The sequence below is a fragment of the Chryseobacterium carnipullorum genome (assembly GCF_900142785.1).
Taxonomy (GTDB): domain Bacteria; phylum Bacteroidota; class Bacteroidia; order Flavobacteriales; family Weeksellaceae; genus Chryseobacterium; species Chryseobacterium carnipullorum.
The window spans coordinates 39,825-59,734 of sequence record NZ_FRCD01000023.1 but is presented as its reverse complement, the minus strand read 5'-3'; the positions used below and the strand labels follow the sequence as shown (position 1 = coordinate 59,734).

The window sequence follows — 19,910 nt, the reverse complement described above, 5'->3', positions numbered from 1 at the left end:
AATTTACGGGTTTTGAAAGTTTTGGCGTGTGAAATTTCATTAAATTTGGCGAAATCATCCATATAAAATTTTGGAAAGAAATATTGAATTAATAACAATCCAATCAATCAAGGAATTTCCTAGCATTGACTATATCTCAAATATTCCCCGTCATAAACAACTTAGATTAATTTTTAAGGATTCTGTTCAACATTTACGAGAAGATTTTGGCTCGGATTTAAAGAAAAGATTTCCGGCTTTTCAAATCGCCATTCCTACTATAGAACACGAAATCAACATCTGCAAACTGATTACAGATGAAGAAATAATAGCCAATCAGCTATTTTTTACACGCTGTGCAAAAGATTATAGAGAATTGAGTACCGAACTCATCAATCTATTTATTACGAATAAGAAAGTAAAATTAAATAAAGATTTTCCATTTCTTACTTTTAATATAATTAAGGGACAAAGAATGAGCAGGGGAAAAGTTGGACAATGGAATTATTTTTTCCATGGCTATCATTGCCAGTTTCAAAATACAAAAACAAAGCAGGAAATTGAAGTGCCTTTTATGTTTGGAATGGAGTTTGGAGATTTGGATCCTTATTTTTTCAGTATTTACATTAAATCAACCCCACAATATCAGCCATTACCAGTAGAAATTTATGACGAATTTGCTGACGGATGTAGAATTCTTGAAGTCATGCTTAAACTTGACCTGCTGGAGAAAATTAATTCGAGTATCGGAAATCACTCCGGCACCGTTATAAAAGATCGGGAAAAGATTCAAATTAAAGTATTTAATCCAGAGACAGATTTTGAAAAGCGCCAATCTAAACTAACAAGGATAGTACAGTTTTTGAAGTTTAAAAAATCATAAGAATAAAAAAATGATATTAGGAGTATACTGGTATTTCAAATTTCCCGAAAACTTATACCGTTTCCAGTTTTTTACATTTATCAATGGAATGGGAGGTCATGCTGACAATCTTGCCGGACTGGAAGCAAGGGTTTTGGTAAAACAGCCTGAGAACCTTCTGAAAAAACTGGAGGAACTCCACTTACGCTTCAAAAGGATCTATTTAGACCTCAAGATCAATGGAAACCAGCTATTGATCTCAACTGGTGACTATACCCTTTTTGATGAACATTTCCAGTTCGTTTCAGAAATAGAACAATTACTGATTCTCTCCCATGCTCATCTGACTGAAACTCCATTTGAAGCAACATCAACCAGGAATTTCAGACCCGAAAATAAGCCCTATGAAACCATACAACATCGGTTTATTCAGATCATTGGATCAGATTTCAAAAAAGACAATGCAGAAAACCTTTCCATAAGAATTGATTGTAATCTTCCGCTCTCCTGTAAAAAAGACTTGATTAATCATCTGACCCTCCTCTGTCATGAAGAGAATATTCATGTTTTCTACTATTACGAGAAGGATTTTAAAAGCCAATGCAATCTGATGCTCATTTTCTCCAACGGAAGACAAATGGAAAATGCAATTCAGAATGTCCATATTCATTCGTTCGGAAACAAGATCCTTCAACTGACTCAGAAATATCCGCTCCACTTCGGTCATTTCGGAGGGATGGATTACTATCCTTTAGATGGCCCCTTTGTACAATTGATAAAAGATGAAGAATATATTTTAATTAAAAAATAAAGCAATTATGATCAAATTCAAATACGTTATTTTATATGTTGAGGATGTTGAAAAGTCCATGAACTTTTACCAAAATACATTTGATACCCCTATAAAATTTATAACACCTGAAAAAGATTACGGAGAATTGATAACCGGAGACACCAGTCTTTCTTTCGCTTCCGTCAATCTTGCCAGTTCTAATATAAAGAAAGGATTTTTATCTTCTCAATCTCAGGAAAAACCTTTCGGGATAGAATTAGGATTCACAACGGATGAGGTAGAAAAACTTTTGGAAAAAGCAGTTAAAAACGGAGCAGTCCTGTATGAAGATATGGCTGTAAAACCCTGGGGACAAAAGGTAGCCTATATCAAAGATCTTGACAATTATTTGGTTGAGATCTGCACAGAAATTCAATAAAAACCAATCATATTCTTTATTTTCATGGAAATAAAAAAATTAGAAAAACTGACTGAAAACCCTGCTCTGAAATGGGGATTGAACGGCTATACCACTGACAAAATACTATCAATCTCTTTTGTTGAGTATTCCGGTTCTTTTGAATTTGTATTGAGAGAAAAATCACTGAGCTACAGCAAGATCTGGGAAACCACTTCTGATGACATGGACGATCTTAATGAGAGGATTCAAAAAGGACATTCTTTCGGAGTTTTTGAGGACGGTGAACTTATGGGCTGGATTATTGGTGAGCACAGAATCTGGAATAATAGTTTTTATATTGAAAATATCCTGATCAGCGAAAAATTCAGAAGAAACGGAGCCGGAGCCCAGCTGATCAAAAGTACGGTGCGCGAAGCCAGAAACTTAAACTGCCGCATCATAGAGCTGGAAACACAGAATACAAATTATCCTGCAATACAGTTTTACAGAAGACTAGGCTTCAGCATTACGGGATTGAATACAAGAATGTATGAAAACCCTGAAGAAACAGCTGTGTTCATGACCTTGGATTTGTAAAAAAACAAACCTGGAATCAGCCGGCAAGTTGAACGATCGACAAAAACTATAAAACCTATTGAAATTTTTATTTTGTACCGAATGGTACAATTATATACCTTTGTCTCAGAAAATGAATCCCGATGGCAGGAAGACCTAAAATATTTAACGAACAGGAAGCTGTGGCAAAAGCCACTGAAGTTTTCAGGGACAAAGGTTATGATACAGCCTCTGCCGAAGAATTGCTGGGCGCTATGGGAATTGGAAAAGGCAGTTTTTATCTTGCTTTTAAGGGTGGGAAACAGGAGCTTTATGTGCGCTCCATCACTCAGTTTTCAGAGCGTTTTTATCAAAAGCTTTCCCAAAGTCTTGCTGCATCTGAAGACAAGATTCAGTTGATCAAAGATTTTTTTATAAGTCTGGCGTATGCTTCGGATTGTGATAAAGAGCGTGGCTGTTATTTAGGTAATGCTTTGGTCCAGCTTTCTGAAAAAGATCAGGAAATTAAAAAGGTCACGGCCCAATTACTTAAAGAACTTCAGTCTCTTTTTGCTAAAACCATCAGACGTGCCCAGGAAAAAGGTGAGATGAACAGCACAGAAGATCCGGAAATCATCGGATGGCACCTCAGCAATCTGTGGAACGGAATTCATGTTACCAGAAGAATGGAGAGTTCACCGGAAATCCTGAAAAGCATCATTGAAATGAATCTTAAAATACTGGATTAAAATTTTTCATTCAATTTTGTACCGATTAGTACAATTTAAAATACTTATTAATTTAATACAAAAATGTCATGAACATTACCAACAACATTATTCTTATCACGGGTGGAGGCTCAGGAATCGGATTAGAAATTGCGAAAGCACTTCACACCTCCAACAAAGTTATCATTGCAGGAAGAAATAAAGCTAAACTTGATGCAGCATCAGCGGGTCTCGAAAATATCTTTACCATCCAGGCAGATATTACTGATGAAAAAGATGTAGAGCGACTGGTTGAAGAAATCAAAGTCAGTTTCGGTGGTCTGAATATCTTAATCAACAATGCCGGACACGCTTACGTGTATACTCTTTCTGATACATCAGACACGTACCATAAGGCAACAGCAGAATTTGAAACTAATTATTTCGCTCCGATACGTCTGACCGAAAAACTCCTTCCATTACTAAAAAAACAGGAAAACGCAGCAGTTGTGAATGTCTCTTCCATCGTCGCACTGGCCCCGGGATCACATCTTCCTACCTATTCTGATTCTAAAGCGGCTCTTCATTCCTATACGAAACTTTTAAGATATGAACTGGCCAAAGACACCCCTATTAAAGTTTTTGAACTGATGCCGCCATTGGTTAACACTGATTTTTCTGTTGAAATCGGAGGCCGGGAAAATGGTATTCCTGCTTCGGAAGTGGCAGAAAACCTTGTGAAAGGGCTCCTTGAGGATACTTATGAAATCCGAGTAGGGAATACAGAAGTTTTATACAGCAGTTTCTTTGCGGACTCTGAAGGTGCTTTTGATGTGATGAACCAATAGCCGTTTACATCCATTCTATACTGCGGGAGAAAGAAGAATCTTTGCCCGCAGTTTTATTAGTGAAGTATCCTAACCCACTACTTTATCATCATTTTTTTCAATTATTTCAATATTAAATCTTTAAATATTAAATCATATTGATTAAATCACATCATCGTGTATTAAAATTTCTTATATTAGTAATCAACAAATTAAAAACAGTAACTGCTATGAAAAAATTTAAAGAAATTAACTAGAAAGCAGCTTGAACTCATCAGCGGAGGAGATACTGCTTACGCCATTTGTGATGCTGACGGTTATTGTCCGCCCACTATCGGATCCTATTATTGCAGTGGCGGTATGTGCTACAGATCTTCAGAAGGAGGAGGCAATCCGGGAGGAAGCTGCACGGAACCTAAGCGTTTATGTCAGCCGTGGGAAACGGGATGTGGATGTGTTTACTTTTAAAGGAAATATTGTTAGATAAAGAAGGGGGCGGTTTTTACTGCTCTTTTTTTGTCACTTTTAATGATGAACACAGGTCTTTTACCAGGGTCTTGTGCAATAAAATATAATCTTGCAGGAAATCAACAATCTCTGACAGATGAACAGTCCCTTAAGAAAGATAATTGAAGTGTGTAAGAATCATTCGGACGAAACTCTTTTAAAAGGTTTTAAATTTCTTCCTAACGGAAAAAAGTTTATAATGATTCTTTTGATGTGAACTACTGGCAAAGAAAAGAACTGATTTTTGAACTGTAATACGTAATAAATATTGTCTCTCAAATGTTATTACTATATGAAAACCATGCACTTAATTCTATCCATCTTCCTTTCTTTGACGTTTGCTTCAGCTCAGAAAAGCAGTTACAAAAGTGTTTTTGAGACTTCCGATCACGTTAAAATCAACTATAAAGTTTCGGGAAACGGAGAAGCCTGCATCTATGTTCCGGGAGGTCCTGGACAAGGATACCCGTCATTTGAGCTCATGGGCGGAAACCGTCTTGAAAAAAACATGAAAATAATCTATATGGATCAACGGGGATCCGGTGAATCGGGAACATCAGAGAATTATCATCTGGAAACTATGGTAAGGGATATTGAAGAACTGAGGCAGCATCTGAAACTTGACAGAATTTTTCTGCTGGCGCATTCTTTCGGTGGCATTATTGCAGTTAATTATGCTAAAAAATATCCTCAGCATACCAAAGGATTGATTTTAACTAATGTGACGCTTCATTTTCTCAATAATGAATCCGTCAAAGAACAGATTGAATACGGAAACAACCTTCTTCTACAGGAAAATAAAGCTGTTCCTGAAGACCGTCTTTCTGCAGAACTTTCAAAAATAAGCGCTGCATTAAGAAAGAAGAGAATAGGCTATAAGTTTCTTACGGAGGATATTGAAACCATCAAAAAAATGGACAAAATAGATTCCCTTCATCCAAGGATTATAGATTTTGGAATGGCTGTGATCTCAAAACCGAAGGAATATCCGGAATATTATACTGATTATGCACCGGTTACAAAAGACATTCGTGTTCCTGTATTAATTATCACCGGAAAAAAGGATAAAGCTGTAGGAAGCAGACACTATCAAACGTTTCAGTTTCCCTGTCAGAAGGTAGTTTCTATCGATGGCGGACATATTTTGTATTACGAGAAAAACAGGAAATTCATCAATTCTGTTTGGAATTTCGTCTTCAGACATTATTAAACTTAAATAATAAACACTCAACACCCCCCCAATAAGTGTGTTGTATTTTTTATACTGACTTTGAAATTGTATCACCATAAAATCATATCTTTTCCCCGTTATTTACAGTAAAAATATGAAAAAACTACTATCCATTTTTTGCATAATTCTTGTCCAGTCATCAGTTTACGGTCAAAAAGACCAATATCGTCTTTTGATAAAAACATGGAACTTTCTAAAATATTACCATCCGGATCTGGCCAGCGCAAAAAAAGACGCTGACAGTTTATTTTTAACGACTGTGGAGAAAGTAAATGATCAGTCAGACGCCAACTCAGTAATTAAAGTCCTGACTGAAAACCTGAATCATAAATTTTCAGGAACTCCTGTTAATGATCAGGAAAAAGATATTCTTTCTGCCAATCAGGATTTCAAATGGTACCAGAAAAATAAAAAGATCAGTACCGAAAATAAAGCACTTCTTAAAGACATTTATGATCACAGATTCATTAGTGATACAGGGGGAAAACAAAAGCCCGGAGATAAGAAAAAAGATTCATCTCCTAAAGATAAAAACTTCGCTTTACCAGAAAGACTGCTGATATTTGCAAAAATTCAGGGATCCATCGATTATCTGTATCCTCACAAATATCTGATGCCAAAAAATTCTGATGCCTACTTTACGGATCTTTTGGATCAAACCATTCACTGCTCGTCAAGAAAAGATTTTGATATCATTCTGGCTAAAGCGGTTGCTAAAATGGAAGACAGCCATGCATTCAATTTTTATAATCAGCTGAATTATAAGAATGAAATTTACCATCGGTTGTATTATCCTCCATTTGATTATGTGATTTTTGATGATCATCTGCTCATTACCGATCTTATTTTTCCTGAAATCTGTTCTAAAGCCAATATCCATACGGGAGACAGGATCATGAAGATCAATGGCAAGAGTATTCCTGAGGTCATTAAAGAAAAACAGGAATTGCTTTCATCCTCCAACAGAGAGACTCTTTTACATATGCTTTCAGATTATCAGAGAAATCTGATCTGGACAGACGACAATTTACAGAAAGAACTTACAATACAATCAAAAGAAAATCATACATCCTACCCGGCAAAGGTTGATTTTCTCAATTTCACCGATAAGCAGCAACTGGCAACGGTTACGGAATACATAAAAGGGAAAATCCGCACCAAAGATAATCATACGATGAATCATAAGGATATTGCTTATTTTAAAATAAATGACGTGATCTCCTTCAGTACTGTTCCGGAAGATAAACAGGATGGCTATATGGACAGTATCTTTACGGAAGCGTCATCCAAAAAAGCAATGGTATTTGATATGAGAGGTTATCCCGATTGGGGTGGATTTGTATTTCACTATATCTACAAATACTTTTCTCCTGTAAACAATCATTTCGGAAAATACTACAAACCCAATATTAAAAATAGAGGCACTTACATTGCCATCAGCTATAAAGAGTTTGGACATTACTATCCAAAGATTGAAGATAAAACCGTTCATCCATACAAAGGAAAAGTTTTCATCATCGTCAATCCAGAAACATTAAGCATGAGCGAATGGAATACCATGAATCTGCAGAAGGTCTTCCCTCAAGCCCTTACAATCGGTCAGAAAACAGCCGGAGCCGATGGTGACACCACCACTGTACCCCTCACCGATGATTATGATCTTGTATTTACCGCGAACGGCATTTTCTATGATGACAATACACCCACTCAAAAAGTCGGCGTACGAATCAATGAAATGATAAGATATACGGATGATGATCTTATCCGGAAGAGAGATCTGGAATTTGAAAGGGTTTTGAAGGAGATAAAATAGAAGATTATTAAAAGGTAACTAATTTCGGAGCGGCCTTTGGCCGCTCCGAAATTAGTTACCTACTTATGAAACCCTTTATAAAAAAGCTCAGCGCGGCCTTTGGCCGCGCTGAGCAAATATTATGTAGAGCTAATCTAATTAAAACTTAAGATCTCCGTTCACCTCTCTTACCGCATTAGCAGCTTCAGCAAACTTCAACTGCTCCTCTGCAGTAAGCGTTACGTTAACAATTTTTTCTACTCCGTTGGCTCCGATAATAGCTGGAACACCTAAGCAGATATCATTTTGTCCGTATTCACCTTCAAGCATTAAAGAACATGGGATCATTTTTTTCTGGTCGCAGGCAATCGCCTGAACCATTACAGAAACCGCTGCACCTGGAGCGTACCAAGCTGAAGTTCCTAATAATTTTGTTAAAGTAGCGCCTCCTACTTTAGTTTCTTCAATAACATATTTCTGCTGCTCATCATCTAAGAATTCAGTTACAGGAACACCATTTCTTGTAGCTTTGCTTAATAATGGAAGCATTCCGGTATCACTGTGTGCAGCGATCACCATACCGTCTACATCAGAAATAGGGCTTTCCAAAGCTTCAGCCAATCTGTATTTGAATCTTGCAGAGTCTAATGCACCCCCCATTCCGATGATTTTGTGCTTAGGAAGACCTGACGTTTTGTGTACTAAATAAGCCATAGTATCCATTGGATTAGATACTACGATGATGATCACTTCCGGAGAGTTTTTTACTAAGTTTTGAGTAACTTCTTTCACGATACCAGCATTGATACCGATAAGTTCTTCTCTCGTCATTCCAGGTTTTCTTGGAATCCCTGAAGTGATAACCGCTACATGAGAACCTGCAGTTTTGCTGTAATCTCCTGTTGTTCCGGTAATTTTTGTATCGAACCCGTTCAGCGATGCCGTCTGCATCAAATCCATTGCCTTACCTTCAGCAAATCCTTCTTTAATGTCTACTAAAACTACTTCTGAACAGAAGTTTTTCATTGCGATGTATTCTGCACAGCTTGCTCCTACAGCGCCTGCACCTACTACAGTTACTTTCATATGGTATACTTTTTTTAAATTATTTTTTAGTTTAGTCTAAAAATTGAAACGCCCAAATTTAACAATTCCTGAAAATGTGGGCAATTTTTCAGGAATTTAGTTAGGGTTCAATGAAATTAATTGACGTTCAGTAAAAACGTATATAGCTTTTTTGCTCCTGAAAGGACTTCATTATAGTTTTCTTCAGTTACTTCAGTATCCAGAACCTCTTTGAAATTTTTCCACATTGGTCCTGTATTTTCCTGATAGCACCCAAAGAAATTGAATGTTACATGATCAAAACCTTCCGTTTTAGAAAGCTGTTTTGCAATTACGTTTCCACCTAATGTAGAACCTTCGATCACATACATTGCTCCTAAAGCCTCATGTTCATTGTCCAGCTGAAGTTCGTGTGAAGCTGTCTGGTTTTCCAAAGAAAGACTTTCAAGGTCTTTCTCGATAAGAGGAAGTTTTACTCTGCTGTTAAGCTGGAGCCTTTCCGAATATTTATCAGCAAGACTTCCGAATATTTTGTCCTCACTGTGAAGAAGCATCAGATAATTCGTACTGATGATCTTTTTATAGTCCTCTAAAGTGAACGTTTTATTAAAAATTTTTTCCGAATTGAAAAGTTTCTCTGCAGCATCGTGATACTCCGCTGTATTTTGCTTAAGATACTCTGATACCATAAATAAGGTTTTTAAAGTTGCCCAAATTTACGGTTTTTTGAACGTTAAAATGAAACAAGTCCCCTCTTTATTGCTATCATATTCCACATTTCCACCAATCCTTTTCATAATACGGTGTACAATGGACAGGCCTACTCCGTTTCCTTTAAACTTTTTAGCATTATCCATTCTGTTGAAGATTTTAAACATCTTGTGCTTTTCTTCCTGTGGAATTCCGATTCCGTTATCAGAAATCCTGTATACAATATTTCCTCCCTCTTCCGTGCCCCAGATTTCCACTTTCGGCTCGTCCCGGTGGGAAGAGTATTTCACAGCATTGTTGATGACATTCAAAAATACCTGATGAAGCATCGTTTTGTCAGCAAGTACCTCAGGACATTCTTTAATAATAATCTCACTTTTAGGACTTTCGAAAGTGATCTTTGCATTTTCCGAAATCTTAAGGATTGTATTCGCAGGCTGCAAACGTTCCAGCTCTATCTCGCTGTGCTTCGCGCGGCTGAGTTCCAGTACATCATGCATCATTTCCGCCATATTGTCGATTTCTTCAACAATAGAGGTCAGTTTATTTCTATTTTTTTCTGTCTTTTCAAAATTCGAAAGCAGCATCTGTGCATTCAGTTTCATGACGGTCAGAGGGGTTCCCAGGTCATGTGAAATGGTATAAGAGAAACTGTCAAGTTCCTCATTTACTTTTCTCAGTTCATTGTTAAGCGCTTTGATCGCATTATACTGCTTGTGAGAAGTTTCAAGGATCACATCCCTAACTGCTTGTACAGAACTGATATCTCTGGAATTCCATCTTTTTGAATTTCCTTTTATATTTTCAGTAAAAAGATGAAAAGATGTTCTTGGTGAAATAATGTGTTTCTCTTCCCCATTCTGCAAAAAGACTCCTAATTTTCTCTCTGGATTTCCCGCCCAATTGATGTGCTCACTGAACTCCTTACGGAACCAGATCAGCATTTCTTTTTTGCTCCTTTCAATAAAATAAATAATGATTCCGGCTGCATTTTCAGTCAGTTCCAGTTCCTCTCCGTAATCCTTAAGAAAAGTTCTGCTGACATACATACTTTCTTTCGTATTTTCAAGAGCCCAGTGCGCAATTCTGTCAATCGTTTCACGTTCCGGCACAGTTCCTACCGTTACTGGTTCTCCGTCTGAAATAATCACCAGACCATCTGCTTCAGGAAGCTTTCGGATCTTTCCTTTATTGTCTGCCAGGGAATCAAAAAGATTATTATGTTTTAAAAATTCTGCTTTCAGCTGTGAAGCTCTTTCGTTCAGTTCAAGACGGTAGTTCAGTTCATTTTTAGATTTAAAGGAAGAATAGGCATTGGAAGCAAGGGCTGTAAAGATCCCCGCCTGCACTCTGTCTTCAAGATCAATATGCTTAGCCTCCGAGTTCTGACAGGTAACCAGTCCCCAAAGATAATCATCAATAATAATGGATACACTGAAACTGGAAGAAGCTCCGGAGTTTTTGACATACTGTCCGTGAACCGGTGACATTCCCCTTGAACCTACAAAAGTAAGATCAATATTTTCATCTGTCCTGCTTATAAGCGGAACGGTCTCCGAATAAACATTACTGAATATTCTTTTCCTTTTCTTTAAATAAAGATCTCTGGCTTGTTTCGGAATATCAGACTCCGGATAATGAAGACCGAGATAACTTTCCATATTCTCATCTCTTTTTTCTGCAATCACTTTACCAGAGCCGTCCATCATAAATTTATACACCATCATCCGGTCATAATTGACGATCTTGGATAGAGTACTCAGCAGCTGCTCCCAAAGCTCCTTCTCATTGTCGATAACATAAAAATTATCATACTTATTGGAAATACGCTTATTGGGATTTTCCTGTACCGCTTCAAATTCAAGAAAAATATGTTTGCCACTTCTTAAGATGGAAAAATGATATTCCTTTCCACTGATGAATACCTTATCAAAATGAGTTTCATTTTCTCTTTTTGTAAAATCATGAATAGAGGTATAAAGGTCCGAATCTATAACAGACCGGAAGATTTCAGGAAAATCCGTAAGCTTCCTGTCAAAAAGCTGTTCTGCATTTTCGACCCTAAATATATCCTCAATATTCCTGCTGAAAAAAGTAATGGTATGAGATCCTGCGTCAATGCCAATCAGATATCCAAAACTTTGTATATACCCAGGGATATGGATGGGTTCTTCATGACACTCTACAAAATTCATATAATTCTTTGATCAATCAAAGATAACGATTTTTTTAACGACATATTGCTTTGTGGTATCAAATCCTGAAAGTACGTAAAACACAGTACCCAAAGATGCCACAGAGGTATAACACCTTGAATTTCAAATAAAAAAAACTTTAATTTTTCAATACCTCCAAAGCATTTTCACCTTTAATATACTAAAATTTTTACGGCAGATCAAGTTTAATTTTCTGATCATGATTCATTACATGAATTTTACATTAATATCCGAAATACTTATGTTAATTAAACAAAATTTATTAAATTTATATCACCAAATAATGAATACATTTAAAAATTCCTGAATTTCTTTGTATTATTTTCAATGAAATATTCTTTAAAATTCAAATAATAGCACTATGAAAAAGTTCCCTTTAATTATCTTCACATTGATCCTTACATTAGGAATTGGAAGCGGGTATGAGGCCTGTACGAGAGTAGTCTACAAAGGTACTGACAACACGGTGATCACTGCAAGATCCATGGACTGGCGTGACGAGATCCCCGCTAATCTATGGGTTTTCCCGAGAGGCATTCAGAGAACCGGCGAAGTAGGACCATCTTCAATACAATGGACTTCAAAATACGGAAGCATCATCAGTTCCTCATGGGACATCACCTCTGCCGACGGGATGAACGAAAAAGGACTTGTAGCCAATATGCTATGGCTGGGTGAATCCCAATACCCCGAGTTCAATCCTAAAGGACGACAAAAAGGACTCGCTATTTCTCTTTGGGCACAGTATTTTCTGGATAATTTCGGAACCGTAAAAGAAGCGGTAGACCATCTGAAAAAAGATCCTTTCATTATCGTAAGCGACTATATTCCCGGCACGGAAAAATTTGCTACCGTACATCTTTCACTGTCCGATGCTTCAGGTGATAATGCCGTATTTGAATACATCAACGGAAAACTGGTTGTGCACCACGACCCCAAATACACCGTAATGACCAACTCTCCTGTTTTCGATGAGCAGCTGGCTTTAAATAGTTACTGGCAGGGCATTCCGGGAACCATCATGCTTCCGGGAACCAACCGTGCAGCAGACCGTTTTGTAAGAGCATCCTATTATATCAATGCGATTCCTAAAACCAATGATACACGTACCGCAGTAGCCAGTGTATTCAGCGTGATCAGAAACTGTTCAGTACCTTACGGAATCACTTCCGATACAGAGCCTAATATTTCATCCACAAGATGGCGTTCGGTTTCTGACCAAAAAAATCTCGTTTATTATTTCGAAACCGTATTTACGCCTAATACATTCTGGGTAGATCTTAAAGATTTTGACCTGAATCCAAAAGCCAAAGTAATGAAACTGGATCTGAGTAATTTCCAGACTTACAATGGAAAATCCAACAAAGATTTTAAGGAATCAGCCCCTTTTAAATTCTTAGGGATCTAAATCATATACTCATTAAACACAAATACTATGACCCCTTTTTCAACAAAAAAAAGAAGCCTGATCTTTTGTGCCCTACTGGCTGGTTTTTTCGCCAGTGCACAGACCCGGGACTCTCTGCAGCAGAACAAACAGGAGGAAGACAACGTTAAATATCCGGTGCTTCAGATTAAAGGCCTTTTCCAGGCCCGCTACCTTGTCGATATGACCAAAGATGTAGACGTGAACGGCTTGCATCATGCAGACGGATCAGGAACCAGTAACAATTTCATGCTCAAATACATGAGGGTTCAGGTACGTGCACAGATCAGCAAAAGAACAGAAGTTGTGGCACTCGCAAATCTGGCTGACTTTAAAAACGATCCTAAAAGCCGGGTTCTTGAAAATGCTTACCTTAAATATACTTTCAATCCTAAACTAGCCCTTACTGCAGGACAGTTCAGACCCTGGTTCGGTATTGAGGAGACCTATCCTATTGATATCATCAAGTCTCTGGACTGGTCCAATCAGTATACAGAGTTCGGAAAACTGGGCTGGACAAGCTTCCAGATCGGACTTTCTGCCACCGGACAGCTTCAATTAGGTAAAATTCCTTTTCAGTACGCTGTTTCAGTCGTCAACGGAAACGGGAAAAATCAGGTAAACGATAATGATAACGGAAAACAATATTCTACAAGACTGGTTTTCGGTCTGTCAAAAAAATATAATTTCAATGTAGGACTGAATGGTGGTATAGGTGAAGTTTTCAGCAAAAAAGTATATGCAGTAGGAGTTGATCTCAGCTCACTGATCCATTTTGATCCGAAATGGAGTCTGGATATGCAACTGGAAGCCAAACAGGCAACCAATCACGTTTTGTATAATGCTGTCAGTCCTGAACTGAGACCTGACAATCCAGATCAATACCTGATCCGTGGAGCTTATTTTCTTCCGAATGTAAGATACGAGATCAATCATAAAAACCTCAGCGCCTTCGAACTTTCTTGCCGTTATGAATATCTGGACACCAACTTCAGACTGAATTCCAACCCAAGACAGACGATCACCCCCATGCTCGGACTTGAATTTCTGAAAAATTATGGGGCAAGGATACAGCTGGGCGTACAGTTCGACCGTTACAAGCATCAGGTAGAAAACACCTCACAATACAACAACAATCTATTCATTGTTCAGGTACAAAGTAGATTTTAACCGCTTAAATATTTAGAGATCATGAAAGAAATTAATATCAGAAATATCGCGATAACGTTTGCCGTTGCGCTGATCATATGGTTTATTCCTGCCCCGGAAGGAGTTGCTGAAAATGCCTGGCATCTGTTTGCTATTTTTGCAGCCACCATCTTAGGAATTATTCTTAAAGCGGCTCCCATGGGAACAATGTGTATGATGGCTATTGCATTTACAGCGCTTACTCAGGTAGTGGCTCCCGGAGATGCAGGAAAGTCAATTACAAAAGCCCTTTCCGGATTCGGGGATAAAGTCATCTGGCTGATCGGAATCTCATTCTTTATCGCCAGAGGATTTATCAAAACAGGATTGGGAAACCGAATCGCTTTTTTATTCATCAGAATATTTGGTAAAAGCTCATTGGGACTGGCCTACGGACTTGGGCTTGCCGATGTATGCCTTGCTCCTGCTATTCCAAGTAATACGGCAAGAGGCGGCGGAATCATTTATCCTATTATGAAATCTATGGCTATAAGCTTTGACTCTGTTCCTGAAAAGCCGGAAACCCACAGAAAACTGGGTTCTTTCCTTACTTTGAACAGTTATTATATGAACCTCATCGCTTCTTCCATGTTTCTTACCGGAACAGCAAGTAACCCGATGTGTCAGAAATTTGCAGCAAATTTAGGAATCAATATCACGTGGATGTCATGGGCTGCCGCCGGATTCGTTCCCGGAATGGTAGCCTTCTTTGTGGTGCCTTTGGTTTTATACAAATTGTATCCACCTGAATTGAAAAAGACAGGGGATGCACCGAAAATGGCAGCTCAGAAATTAAAAGAAATGGGACCTATTTCCAGAAACGAATGGCTGATGTTATTAGCTTTCTTTATCCTGTTGGCCCTTTGGATATTTGGAGGAACATTATCTATTGATGCTACGACAACCGCTTTCATTGGACTTACCATGTTACTTCTTACTTCAGTACTCACGTGGGAAGATATCAAAGGGGAAAAAGGAGCCTGGGACACGATCGTATGGTTTGCGGTTCTGGTGATGATGGCCAGTTCTTTAAATGAGCTCGGTTTTATTGGCTGGTTCAGTGATCTGATTAAAGTAAAAATAGGTGGACTAAGCTGGCAGATTGCCTTTCCGGTGATCATTGTTGTCTATTTCTTCAGTCACTATATTTTCGCAAGTGCAACGGCCCATGTCGCAGCGATGTATGCTGCCTTATTAGGGGTGGGTGTTTCTTTAGGAATCCCACCGATGCTACTGGCCATGATGCTGGGTTTTCTAGGTTCAATTTATGGAGTACTTACTCACTATGGTCACGGTCCGGCTCCGGTATTCTACGGAAGCGGCTATGTAGAGCTGAAAGCCTGGTGGCTGCGGGGTCTTGAAATCGGGATCGTGTTACTCATCATCTATATGGTCGTCGGAGGACTTTGGATGAAAGTTTTAGGATATTATTAATCAAATAAATAAAAAAATATGCTGTCAACCTTGTCAAGAAAAATGCTGATGTGCCTTACAGGACTATTCCTGAGCTTCTTTCTGTTGATCCATTTCTTGGGAAATCTTCAGCTGTTTCTTCCACCGGAGCAGGCGCACCTGCAGTTTAATGCCTATTCGCATTTTCTGTCCGGAAATATTCTGATCAAGATGGTATCCTATGTATTGTATGCAAGTATTATTCTGCATGCACTGGACGGATTGGTCATTACTTTAAAGAATAAAAAATCGGGAGGCAATTATCAGTCGGAAAGACGGGGAAGAGCCAGCAAATGGTATTCCCGGAATATGGGAATTCTGGGTACTTTAATTCTGATCTTTCTGGTGATCCATTTTCAGAATTTCTGGTATGTGTACAAATTTGGGAATCCTCCGCTGGACGATAACGGAAATAAAGATCTGTACATTCTGGTAGTAACTGTTTTCAAAGAATGGTGGTACGTCATCATTTATGTATTGTCTATGATCGCTTTATGCTATCATCTGATTCACGGGATTCACAGTGCGGCCAGAACGCTTGGATTATACCATCCTAAATTCGTAAAATGGTTCAAAACCGCTGGAATCGTCTATTCAGTCATTATCAGTGTCGGTTTTGCGCTGATGCCGGTGTACATATTCTTTACTGCCCATTAAACAGAAAAATTATGATCTTAAATTCAAAAATACCACAAGGCCCGTTAGAACAAAAATGGGATTATTATAAAAAGAAAGCCAAACTGGTTAACCCTGCCAACCGTAAAAAGCTGGACGTTATCGTTGTAGGAACAGGGCTTGCAGGAAGTTCTATTGCGGCTTCTATGGGTGAAATGGGCTATAATGTCAAATCATTCTGTTTTCAGGACAGTCCGAGGAGAGCGCATTCCGTAGCTGCACAAGGTGGTGTGAATGCCGCTAAAAATTATAAAAACGACGGAGACAGTGTCTACAGAATGTTCGTAGACACCCTTAAAGGCGGAGATTTCCGAGCCCGTGAAGCGAACGTCTACCGTATGGCAGAATGCTCTTTAAATCTTATTGATCAGGCCGTAGCACAGGGCGTTCCGTTCGGGCGTGAATATGGCGGCTACCTCAACAACCGTTCTTTCGGTGGGGTTCAGGTAAGCCGGACGTTTTATGCAAGAGGACAGACAGGACAGCAGTTACTTCTGGGGGCGTATCAGGCCCTCATGAGACAAGTGGGAAAAGGTACCGTACAGTTATATTCGAGACATGAAATGCTTGATCTTGTCATGATTGATGGCAAAGCAAGAGGAATTATCGTCAGAAATCTAGACACCGGAGAAATTGAAAGACATGCTGCCCATACGGTAGTTCTGGCCACCGGAGGGTATGGAAAAATCTATTATCTCTCCACTCTGGCGATGGGATGTAACGGTTCTGCGATCTGGCGTGCCCATAAAAAGGGAGCTTTAATGGCTTCCCCAAGCTGGATTCAGGTACACCCTACTTCGCTTCCTCAGTCCGGAGATTATCAGTCCAAATTAACCCTGATGTCGGAATCATTGCGTAATGACGGAAGGATCTGGGTGCCTTCAAAGACGGATGAAACCAGACTGCCTAATGATATTCCTGAAAACGAAAGAGATTATTACCTGGAACGGAGATATCCTGCTTTTGGAAATCTTGCTCCCAGAGATATTTCATCCCGTGCCGCCAAAGAAAGAATTGACGCCGGTTTTGGAATCGGACCTCTGAAAAATGCGGTCTATCTTGATTTTTCAAAAGCAATAAGAGAGCAGGGAAAGGAAAAGATTCAGGAGAAATATGGAAATTTATTTGACATGTACCTTAAAATCACAGGGTACAATGCTTATAATGAACCGATGATGATTTCTCCCTCCGCGCACTTTTCAATGGGTGGACTTTGGGTAGATTATGAGCTGATGACGACTATTCCCGGCTTGTTTGCCTTAGGAGAAGCCAATTTTGCAGATCATGGAGCCAACAGACTGGGAGCCAACTCACTTCTTCAGGCTTCTGTAGACGGCTATTTCATTGCTCCTTATACGATTGCCAATTATCTGGCTGATGAAATTCATACGGGAAAAATTTCTGTGGATGCTCCCGAGTTTGAAGCGGCAGAAAATGCTGTAAAAAAACAAATTAACGATTTTATGAGTATCAGAGGAACCAAAACCGTTGACTACTTCCATAAAACATTGGGTAAAATTTTATACGATTATTGTGGTCTGGCCAGAAATGAAGAAGGCCTGAAACATGCCATTGAAGAAATCAGAAAATTAAAGCATGAATTTTACAAGGATGTGCGGGTTTCCGGAGAGGGAGACCAAATGAATACGGAGCTTGAAAAAGCAGGCCGCATCGCCGATTATTTTGAAATCGGAGAATTAATGTGCTATGATGCTTTAACCCGAAACGAATCCTGTGGTGCTCACTTCAGGGAAGAATTTCAAACTCCGGACGGAGAAGCTTTAAGAAATGATGCTGAGTATCAGTTTATCTCCGCATGGGCATGGGTAGGTGAAAACAATGAACCTGAACTGATCAGAGAACCGCTGGTATTTGAAGAAATACAGCCAACGGTAAGAAGCTACAAATAAAAAACAAAAATTATGGATTTACATCTTAAGATATGGAGACAGAAAGACAAACAGAGTGAAGGAAAACTGGTCAGTTATGATCTGAAAGAACTGAATCCTCACATGTCTTTTCTGGAAATGCTGGATACTTTAAATGAAAAACTCATTACGGAAGGCGACGAACCTGTAGAATTTGATCACGATTGCCGTGAAGGAATCTGCGGACAGTGCGGCATGATGATCAACGGAATTGCCCACGGACCTTTAAAAAATACAACGACCTGCCAGCTTCACTTAAGGTCTTTCAAAAACGGGGAAACAATTTTAATAGAGCCTTTCCGGGCAGAGGCTTTTCCTGTAAAAAAAGATCTTAAAGTCGACCGATCGGCTTTTGACAGAATTATTTCTTCAGGAGGATTTGTTTCTGTGAATACAGGTCAGGCTCCAGATGCTACGGCCATTGCGGTGACCCATCAGATTGCCGAAGAAGCATTTGATTCTGCCGCGTGCATCGGATGTGGTGCCTGTGTGGCTACCTGTAAAAACGGAAGTGCCGCTTTATTCACTTCTGCGAAAATCACGCACATGGTCCTTCTCCCTCAAGGGAAGGAGGAGCGGAGCAGCCGTGTTCTGAATATGGTTTCTCAGATGGATCATGAGCTTTTCGGACACTGTTCGAATACAGAAGCTTGTGAAGTAGAATGCCCACAGGGAATTTCTGTGCTGAATATCGCCAGAATGAATTACGAATTTGGAAGGGCACTGTTCTTCAGGAAAAAGTAACTTGAAAATATCTTTGAATATTCATGGCAAGGTTGTGAACCTTGCCATGGATAATTTCCAGCCTAAGGATTGATGATGGCCACCACTCTGGCAGGAGCTGCGGAACCGCCCACAATTTTCAACGGAAATACACTGACTTTAAATCCTGAAGGAGGCAATGCGCCAAGATTGGTAAGCTGCTCAATATGTAAGTATTCTTTTTCAATGCCTACCCGATGACCTTCCCAGAAATATTCGGGATCATTGAGTTCTCTTGCTTTTTTAGCCATATACTTTAGCGGAAGATCCCATCCCCACTGATCGATTCCCATGACTTTTACTCCCTGATCAATCAGCCATTCTGTAGCTTCTTTACTCATTCCTGTTCCTTTTTCTACAAAATCTGCGGTTCCCATCATTTGATCCCGGTCTGTCCTGATGAGGACAATATTTCCTTCCTGAATGGAAAGTCCGTTTTTATCAAGATCTTTTTTCAGATCATCAATGGTGATGGCTACGAAATCTTCTTTGTGGGTGCAGTCGATGACAATCCCATCGCCATAGCACCATTCCAAAGGGATCTGATCAATTGTTTTGGCGGGTTTCCCTTCTACAACAGGTCCATAATGCCATGGAGCATCAAGGTGTGTTGTTGCATGAAGTCCCATATTTTTGATGGAATCATCTGCCCATCCTGTCCAGTTTTTGGGAAAAAGCCTGAAGGGAAGATTCAATGCCAGACGAATTAACCAGTGAGATTTTTTATGGGCTTTATGTTTAATCTTAACTCTCATAAACCAGGGATCTCCGGCATTATACTGAATGGGTTTGGACAGATCAATAATCGTTGTTTTCATTGAATAAATATAGTGAAAGGTTAAAAAGGTAAGTACT

General features: G+C 39.1%; 18 protein-coding genes. 14 read left to right on the top strand and 4 right to left on the bottom strand.

All coding sequences use genetic code 11. The features are described 5' to 3' along the window. Positions 1-70 precede the first annotated feature (70 nt). The 8 genes from BUC06_RS20940 (at position 71) to BUC06_RS20900 (ending at position 7,653) form a co-directional block, all read left to right on the top strand. A complete protein-coding gene (locus BUC06_RS20940; RefSeq protein ID WP_073336199.1) occupies positions 71-862 on the top strand; it encodes a DUF6896 domain-containing protein in 792 nt (263 codons plus the stop codon). A gap of 10 nt (positions 863-872) precedes the next feature. Beyond that, positions 873-1,652: a hypothetical protein gene (locus BUC06_RS20935; protein ID WP_073336197.1), complete on the top strand. Its 780-nt coding sequence runs from the start codon at positions 873-875 to the stop codon at positions 1,650-1,652. Between the two features lie 7 nt (positions 1,653-1,659). After that, positions 1,660-2,052, top strand: coding sequence for a VOC family protein (locus tag BUC06_RS20930; RefSeq protein WP_073336195.1), 393 nt, complete (start codon positions 1,660-1,662; stop codon positions 2,050-2,052). A 24-nt stretch (positions 2,053-2,076) separates the two neighbouring features. Then, complete coding sequence (locus BUC06_RS20925) at positions 2,077-2,610, top strand: GNAT family N-acetyltransferase (protein WP_073336193.1); 534 nt, start codon at positions 2,077-2,079, stop codon at positions 2,608-2,610. A gap of 122 nt (positions 2,611-2,732) precedes the next feature. After that, positions 2,733-3,317: a TetR/AcrR family transcriptional regulator gene (locus BUC06_RS20920; protein WP_073336191.1), complete on the top strand. Its 585-nt coding sequence runs from the start codon at positions 2,733-2,735 to the stop codon at positions 3,315-3,317. 68 nt (positions 3,318-3,385) lie between these two features. Next, complete coding sequence (locus tag BUC06_RS20915; RefSeq protein ID WP_073336189.1) at positions 3,386-4,123, top strand: SDR family oxidoreductase; 738 nt, start codon at positions 3,386-3,388, stop codon at positions 4,121-4,123. A 787-nt stretch (positions 4,124-4,910) separates the two neighbouring features. Next, positions 4,911-5,819, top strand: a complete 909-nt coding sequence (locus BUC06_RS20905) for an alpha/beta fold hydrolase (protein ID WP_167367455.1) — start codon at positions 4,911-4,913, stop codon at positions 5,817-5,819. A gap of 115 nt (positions 5,820-5,934) precedes the next feature. Beyond that, on the top strand, positions 5,935-7,653 hold the full coding sequence (locus BUC06_RS20900) for a S41 family peptidase (RefSeq protein ID WP_083564152.1): 1,719 nt from the start codon (positions 5,935-5,937) through the stop codon (positions 7,651-7,653). A gap of 138 nt (positions 7,654-7,791) precedes the next feature. Here BUC06_RS20900 and BUC06_RS20895 read toward each other — a convergent pair whose 3' ends face one another. The 3 genes from BUC06_RS20895 to BUC06_RS20885 form a co-directional block, all read right to left on the bottom strand. Further along, on the bottom strand, positions 7,792-8,718 hold the full coding sequence (locus BUC06_RS20895; RefSeq protein WP_073336180.1) for a malate dehydrogenase: 927 nt from the start codon (positions 8,716-8,718) through the stop codon (positions 7,792-7,794). A 116-nt stretch (positions 8,719-8,834) separates the two neighbouring features. Further along, positions 8,835-9,386 (bottom strand): biliverdin-producing heme oxygenase, encoded by a 552-nt coding sequence (locus tag BUC06_RS20890; protein ID WP_073336178.1) that lies wholly within the window; start codon positions 9,384-9,386, stop codon positions 8,835-8,837. Positions 9,387-9,413: 27 nt separating this feature from the next. Continuing rightward, on the bottom strand, positions 9,414-11,603 hold the full coding sequence (locus tag BUC06_RS20885; protein ID WP_073336177.1) for an ATP-binding protein: 2,190 nt from the start codon (positions 11,601-11,603) through the stop codon (positions 9,414-9,416). A 382-nt stretch (positions 11,604-11,985) separates the two neighbouring features. Between BUC06_RS20885 and BUC06_RS20880 the strand changes: the two genes are divergently transcribed. The 6 genes from BUC06_RS20880 to BUC06_RS20855 are packed head-to-tail and all read left to right on the top strand — an operon-like array spanning position 11,986 to position 19,037. Further along, the gene (locus tag BUC06_RS20880; RefSeq protein WP_073336175.1) at positions 11,986-13,032 is read left to right on the top strand and encodes a linear amide C-N hydrolase; all 1,047 of its coding nucleotides are present in this window, start codon (positions 11,986-11,988) and stop codon (positions 13,030-13,032) included. A gap of 27 nt (positions 13,033-13,059) precedes the next feature. Further along, the gene (locus tag BUC06_RS20875) at positions 13,060-14,220 is read left to right on the top strand and encodes a porin (RefSeq protein ID WP_073336173.1); all 1,161 of its coding nucleotides are present in this window, start codon (positions 13,060-13,062) and stop codon (positions 14,218-14,220) included. Between the two features lie 21 nt (positions 14,221-14,241). Continuing rightward, on the top strand, positions 14,242-15,672 hold the full coding sequence (locus BUC06_RS20870) for an anion permease (RefSeq protein ID WP_073336171.1): 1,431 nt from the start codon (positions 14,242-14,244) through the stop codon (positions 15,670-15,672). Positions 15,673-15,690: 18 nt separating this feature from the next. Then, positions 15,691-16,347, top strand: a complete 657-nt coding sequence (locus BUC06_RS20865; protein ID WP_073336169.1) for a succinate dehydrogenase cytochrome b subunit — start codon at positions 15,691-15,693, stop codon at positions 16,345-16,347. Positions 16,348-16,358: 11 nt separating this feature from the next. Beyond that, positions 16,359-18,275, top strand: coding sequence for a fumarate reductase/succinate dehydrogenase flavoprotein subunit (locus tag BUC06_RS20860; protein WP_073336167.1), 1,917 nt, complete (start codon positions 16,359-16,361; stop codon positions 18,273-18,275). Between the two features lie 12 nt (positions 18,276-18,287). Further along, positions 18,288-19,037 carry a succinate dehydrogenase/fumarate reductase iron-sulfur subunit gene (locus BUC06_RS20855; RefSeq protein WP_073336164.1) on the top strand — a complete coding sequence of 250 codons (750 nt, stop codon included), beginning with the start codon at positions 18,288-18,290 and terminating at the stop codon, positions 19,035-19,037. Between the two features lie 62 nt (positions 19,038-19,099). On the opposite strand, the gene BUC06_RS20850 is transcribed toward BUC06_RS20855, so the two are convergent. After that, positions 19,100-19,873, bottom strand: coding sequence for a cyclase family protein (locus BUC06_RS20850; protein ID WP_073336162.1), 774 nt, complete (start codon positions 19,871-19,873; stop codon positions 19,100-19,102). Positions 19,874-19,910 lie beyond the last annotated feature (37 nt).

Excerpts from the sequence above, each read along its gene's own strand:
- BUC06_RS20935 (WP_073336197.1), top strand. The coding sequence starts at position 873 with ATGATATTAGGAGTATACTGGTATTTCAAATTTCCCGAAAACTTATAC.
- BUC06_RS20930 (WP_073336195.1), top strand. The coding sequence starts at position 1,660 with ATGATCAAATTCAAATACGTTATTTTATATGTTGAGGATGTTGAAAAG.
- BUC06_RS20925 (WP_073336193.1), top strand. The coding sequence starts at position 2,077 with ATGGAAATAAAAAAATTAGAAAAACTGACTGAAAACCCTGCTCTGAAA.
- BUC06_RS20920 (WP_073336191.1), top strand. The coding sequence starts at position 2,733 with ATGGCAGGAAGACCTAAAATATTTAACGAACAGGAAGCTGTGGCAAAA.
- BUC06_RS20915 (WP_073336189.1), top strand. The coding sequence starts at position 3,386 with ATGAACATTACCAACAACATTATTCTTATCACGGGTGGAGGCTCAGGA.
- BUC06_RS20905 (WP_167367455.1), top strand. The coding sequence starts at position 4,911 with ATGCACTTAATTCTATCCATCTTCCTTTCTTTGACGTTTGCTTCAGCT.
- BUC06_RS20900 (WP_083564152.1), top strand. The coding sequence starts at position 5,935 with ATGAAAAAACTACTATCCATTTTTTGCATAATTCTTGTCCAGTCATCA.
- BUC06_RS20895 (WP_073336180.1), bottom strand. The coding sequence starts at position 8,718 with ATGAAAGTAACTGTAGTAGGTGCAGGCGCTGTAGGAGCAAGCTGTGCA.
- BUC06_RS20890 (WP_073336178.1), bottom strand. The coding sequence starts at position 9,386 with ATGGTATCAGAGTATCTTAAGCAAAATACAGCGGAGTATCACGATGCT.
- BUC06_RS20885 (WP_073336177.1), bottom strand. The coding sequence starts at position 11,603 with ATGAATTTTGTAGAGTGTCATGAAGAACCCATCCATATCCCTGGGTAT.
- BUC06_RS20880 (WP_073336175.1), top strand. The coding sequence starts at position 11,986 with ATGAAAAAGTTCCCTTTAATTATCTTCACATTGATCCTTACATTAGGA.
- BUC06_RS20875 (WP_073336173.1), top strand. The coding sequence starts at position 13,060 with ATGACCCCTTTTTCAACAAAAAAAAGAAGCCTGATCTTTTGTGCCCTA.
- BUC06_RS20870 (WP_073336171.1), top strand. The coding sequence starts at position 14,242 with ATGAAAGAAATTAATATCAGAAATATCGCGATAACGTTTGCCGTTGCG.
- BUC06_RS20865 (WP_073336169.1), top strand. The coding sequence starts at position 15,691 with ATGCTGTCAACCTTGTCAAGAAAAATGCTGATGTGCCTTACAGGACTA.
- BUC06_RS20860 (WP_073336167.1), top strand. The coding sequence starts at position 16,359 with ATGATCTTAAATTCAAAAATACCACAAGGCCCGTTAGAACAAAAATGG.
- BUC06_RS20855 (WP_073336164.1), top strand. The coding sequence starts at position 18,288 with ATGGATTTACATCTTAAGATATGGAGACAGAAAGACAAACAGAGTGAA.
- BUC06_RS20850 (WP_073336162.1), bottom strand. The coding sequence starts at position 19,873 with ATGAAAACAACGATTATTGATCTGTCCAAACCCATTCAGTATAATGCC.